We start from the raw sequence: 4,858 nt of genomic DNA, 5'->3' as shown, positions 1-4,858 counted from the left end.
TGCAGATCGAAGATAAAGATCGTCGCAAGGTGGGCGAGTATCTGGATCAATTACACTACCCCTACCACGAAGAAACTGACAATCCTGCCTATCAGCAATTTCTAAGCTAGTGCTAATCGCATGCAGTGTGTGTTCCTAGCAGCCCGAGTTGGGACGCCCTGTACGCGATTGACTCTTGTCTTTTATACGTAATCGACGTTGTTTCAAGAATGTCGTTTGGATGTCGCGGCCTTTCGTGCGTTGATTGAGTGCGCGCAAGGGGTCTGTATCAGACACAAATTTGGTGCATAAGCAAAAGCGTACTATGTGAGCGCCAATTATGTGTATTGGTGTTGCGGATCGTGACAGGTTTTTGAAAAGTGTTGCATTGTGTGGCGGACGGATTTCACGCATTGGTCCATCGATGCGCTAATGTTTCTTTGCTGACGTTTTCAATTATTTCAAAATTATTACATTTTTTTATAAGATCAGCGTGATTTCTGTCGCGCGATTTCTGCGAATTGCGTAGCGATATTTTTAGCTTTTTATTTGCAGTGCAAAATCATGTACTGAAATATTTTATATAGGATGCATTGAATTTTTGTTTGTGTTAAAAACCGCGAGGCGAGCTAGGAATGGTCGTTAGAGGGTTGTAACTAAAGGATGTAGATGAGTTATACGTTTCGCCAGTCCTGTCGCGTGCCAGAAGTTATGGGTGTGTAGCCAATAAGCGATGAGTCTCAGTTTTCGTGGAGTCGCTTAACTTTCTTCTTTGCACACACGTTTTAAACGTATTACTTTTATAGGGATAAAATGTTTACCCGATCCATGCGCCTTGTCGGTGCTGCAGCTTTCGGCCTCGTATCTCAGCTGGCTATCGCAGACCCCGTCTCAGACCTGCTCAGTCAAACTGGGCTCAATTCACTTATAAATGGCAGCGCAAGCGGTGGTGGCGTTGAAGTTGATGTGCTCAACCCCACCGGTACCGGCGACAATGATGTGCTAGGGCTGGACCTTTTTACACCGGAAAACGGGTTAGGATTGACGTTGGGCAGCACCGAGCTTTTGGGTTTTGGCAACCCGGATGGCGGTACGGCTATCCCGCTAGATTTTCTCGGGCTGGATCAGTTGACCACCATGTTGGGCTTGGCTCCCGACAGCGCATTGGTTGATGCGCTTCGCAACACCGTGGGCCCGGACGGTGCCGTGATCGTCCCGGTTGTTGATTCCGTGCGTGCATTGTCGGGTGTTGGAGACGCGCTTAATTTTGACTTGGCCAATGCGGTAACCCTGCCGGGCTTTTCGGATGAGGCCGTGGGCTTGGCTATCGCAGGTTCCGACAATTCTGGTAACGCGTCGGCCGATGGTTTGGCGGGCGTCGCTATATTGACCCCAGGTGCGAGCGGCAATGGTGGCCTAATTGGTCTGGCGGTGATTTCCGGCGGTGGCTCAGGCAATGGCGACCTGATCGGCATCTCGGTGGCGGGTGATGATAACTCTGGTAATGGCAGTGTCGCGGGTGTTGCGGTGCTTGGGGGTGATCAGGCGGGCAATAGTGAAACGCTGGCTTTAAGCGCAATCAGCGGCAGCAGCTCAGGCAACGGCGCATTGGTCGGCGTTGGCGCGGTTAACGAGGACAATGCGGGTAACGGCGGATTGGTCGGTGTGGGGGCGATCAACGGCGATGAATCGGGCAACGGGGGCGTTGCCGGTGTTGGTGCACTAAGTCGAAACAACGCCGGAAACGGTGGTTTCTCGGGCGTGAGTGTCATTAACGGAGACGACGCAGGTAACGGCAGTACCGCAGGCGTTGCGGTGTTGTCGGGCGACAATAGCGGCAATAGTGATGGTGTCGCTGGAGCCGTCATCAGTGGCGATAATTCGGGCGACGGAGGTGGAATATCCGTTGACGTCGGAAGCGATGATAATGGCGATGGCAGTGGCCCCGGCGGTGGCGAGTGTGAAGGCCTTGCCTGCGGAGACTCGGGCGGTGAGGATACTCTGCTACTGGCCGATTCCAACTGTGCCGAAGGCGACAGTGACAGCGACGGCATTTGTGATGATGTCGATGATTGCACAGATACACCCGAAGGTGCCGATGTGTTTGTCACAGGTTGCCATCTGGATGAAAACACGTCGCTGGTCTTGCGCGGTGTCAATTTCGAATTCGACTCTCTGGATCTTACCGAGCCCTCGAAGGCTTTGCTGGAGGAAGCGCGTCGTATCATCGAAAAACATCCCAATGCCCTGATTGCTATTGATGGACATACGGATTCCAAAGGTGCCGACAGCTATAACGACGAGCTGTCATACAAACGCGCCCGCGCCATCTATACGCACTTTGTGAATTATGGGATTAAGCCCGAGCGGCTGACCTTCCGTGGGTTTGGTGAAAATGTCCCTATCGCTGCGAATACCACAGACAGTGGTGCGGATTACCCTGAGGGGCGCGCGCTAAACCGGCGTGTGGAGCTCACCGTTGTAGATCTGCAAACCTTCGCTGCGATCAAGGCAGAAAACGCCAATCGACGAGTGGCGCAGCATGCAGCGACTGCGCAGGGTGGCAGCGCAGAACAGGCAACAGCGAGCTTGCCAAAGCAGTCCTCCACAGGTTCCCCTAACAGTGAGCAGCAGGCGCGAGCCGAACTGGAAAAAGCCAGAGCTGACGCCCAGAAATGGGAAAGAATAGCGCGTGAAGAGCAGCAGCGTGCTAAGGAGGAAGCGGCGAAGCGTGAACGTCAAGCGCAATTGGATGCTGAGGAAGCAAAACGCCGTGAAGAAAAAGCGGCTGAAGCCGAAAGTAGTTACGACGAGGTGCTGGAGTTTCTCGAAGAGACGGGTGCCGCCGAACGTGATGCTAGCGACAATCGCAACACAAGTGGCAATTCGGCTGACTCAGCAGCGCCGGAAAGCACCCGCCCGCAGGACACCGCTAAACCCAACAACACCTGATGCGAATGAGGCGCCGCGAGATTCGGCGCCATCTCTAGTGATCGTTTAGCTTGTTAACAAAGACAATGATTGGGAATTTACTATGGCTATTGACTTGCCGCCCGCATTACCTCCGGTATTGACTTCATCGCAGCAGATTTCTTCGTTCAGCGAAGTCAGTCTGCCGTATGCACGCAAGTTGGGGCAGTACGAAATCAGACTGACAGGAAATCACGGCCTCAGTGCCGGTGAGCTCGACGCCCTGTTTGTAAAAGCACAAACACCGTCACAGCTCATTCTTATGATCAATTCCGCTAGCTATAACAATGGCAATCTCTTGGTGCGATTACTCTACTCGGCACCTGCAAACAACGTTGTCTATCTCCACGCCGTGCAGATGCGGGTGGGAGAGATTCGCGGTAATGAGGTTGTAAAGCGTCACTTTAAGGATCTCGCTGGTGATGTTGACCTGACGCGTGAAGAGTTTTCCACGCGTCAGGTGCTGGCGGATATTCAATCTGAGCGTAGCGGGCTTGATTACAGCGTAAGTTATGAAGCGTCGCCTGAAAGGCCGGATGCGCTCGACCTTGTGTTTAACCAAACAGCTGATGCAGAGCACGATGCGACGGATTTCATCGTGCAGCTGGGCAATCAGGGTAGCCGTTTTGCCGGGCGTTATTTTCTGGATTTGGGTTTCAAACATGACTTTTCCAGTGGTTTTCAGCTGTCAGGCGGCTATGAACACGCGATAAGTGATTGGGGTGAGTCGCGTGACGGGGAGGATTATCATCAGTTTCAGTTGAAGCTGGATAAGGCCTACAGTTTTGGGCTCTACGGTATAGAAGGCCGTCATTCGCAGTATGTACGAGATCTGGGTGTCATCAGTGTTCCATCGACGGCTTGTGTTGTACCCAGCGGCTTCGGTGGCCTGTTGTGTCTACCGACAGCCAGCTCCACCCAACGGGACGTTGAATTGGATGCGGAAATCGATCAGCTGGCGATAACAGGCAATCAGGTGATTTCCAGTGATATCGATCACCGCTTCACCCTGTCTCAGCGACTGGATTATACCGATTCGCTCATCGACTCAAATATAGATCAGGTGGTACAGGACGAGCGCTATGCAACGCTGGAGGTGGGTGCGACCTATCACAAAGCCAAACAGCACCGCGAGAACTTGCTGAATTGGAAGCTCGGGGCTGCGATAAAGGGCGGTATAAGTGGTGATAAGGGCACGCTCGGGACAGACTCTCAATCTGCCGGGGTGGCGGTAGGTAAGCGAACGGCTGAATTTGTCGTTATCAAGCCGAAGGCAGAAGCCATCTACGCGTTCAGCGCCAACAGTAACTTCAGGTTGGCCTTGAACGCTCAGCTGAGCGACGAGCAGCTGCCGCAGCAACAACAGTGGGTCCTTGGCGGTGTTGATAGGCTCAGCGCGTATCTTCCGGGCGTGCTGGTCGGCGATAGCGGCTATCATGCCGACCTCAGTTTCAATCATACCTGGAAGCTGGGGGACTTCTCTCTGGCTGGTGGAGTGTTTGCAGAATATGGTGCGGCACAGTATGAAAATGCTTCCGGCGCCTTGGGTTCGGTCGATTTGGGCGATCAAAGCAGCATTGCTGATGCGGGTATTCGTGCGACGCTGAGCGCTTGGGATTGGCTTGAGGTACGCGCCGTCATTGCGGAATCATTGTCAGAGGATAATGTGGATGAAGCGGCGCTGGATCGCGCTGAAGCCGATTTCTTTGTCGTGGTAAAAGCCATCTTTTAGGTGGCTGCCTGTAGGTGTTTTGCGAGCGGGGTAGTTTATCTGCTACCTCCGTTTAATGTCCCTACGACGGCGCGTCATCGGGATAGCCAGTAAAGTCTTCTGTCGGTCGCAATGACATCCAGAGGAATATCCCAGCTTTGCACTGGCAGACGTTCCACTTGTTGGAAGTCGTGTGCC

At 53.2% G+C, this 4,858-nt stretch carries 2 protein-coding genes; both read left to right on the top strand.

Annotated features, from left to right (window positions below; genetic code table 11):
• Positions 1 to 792 precede the first annotated feature (792 nt).
• A complete protein-coding gene (locus ABYT30_RS15545) occupies positions 793 to 2,931 on the top strand; it encodes an OmpA family protein (RefSeq protein WP_372759216.1) in 2,139 nt (712 codons plus the stop codon).
• An 82-nt stretch (positions 2,932 to 3,013) separates the two neighbouring features.
• Positions 3,014 to 4,681, top strand: coding sequence for a ShlB/FhaC/HecB family hemolysin secretion/activation protein (locus tag ABYT30_RS15540; RefSeq protein ID WP_372759215.1), 1,668 nt, complete (start codon positions 3,014 to 3,016; stop codon positions 4,679 to 4,681).
• The last annotated feature ends 177 nt before the right edge of the window (positions 4,682 to 4,858 follow it).

Source organism: Zhongshania sp. (assembly GCF_041623545.1).
In the GTDB taxonomy this organism is placed as follows: Bacteria; Pseudomonadota; Gammaproteobacteria; order Pseudomonadales; family Spongiibacteraceae; genus Spongiibacter.
Note: the sequence above shows the minus strand (reverse complement) of the source record. Positions and strands in the feature narration are given on the sequence as shown.

Bases quoted from the DNA above. Each gene is read 5' to 3' on its own strand.
- ABYT30_RS15545 (WP_372759216.1), top strand. From the start codon at position 793: ATGTTTACCCGATCCATGCGCCTTGTCGGTGCTGCAGCTTTCGGCCTC.
- ABYT30_RS15540 (WP_372759215.1), top strand. From the start codon at position 3,014: ATGGCTATTGACTTGCCGCCCGCATTACCTCCGGTATTGACTTCATCG.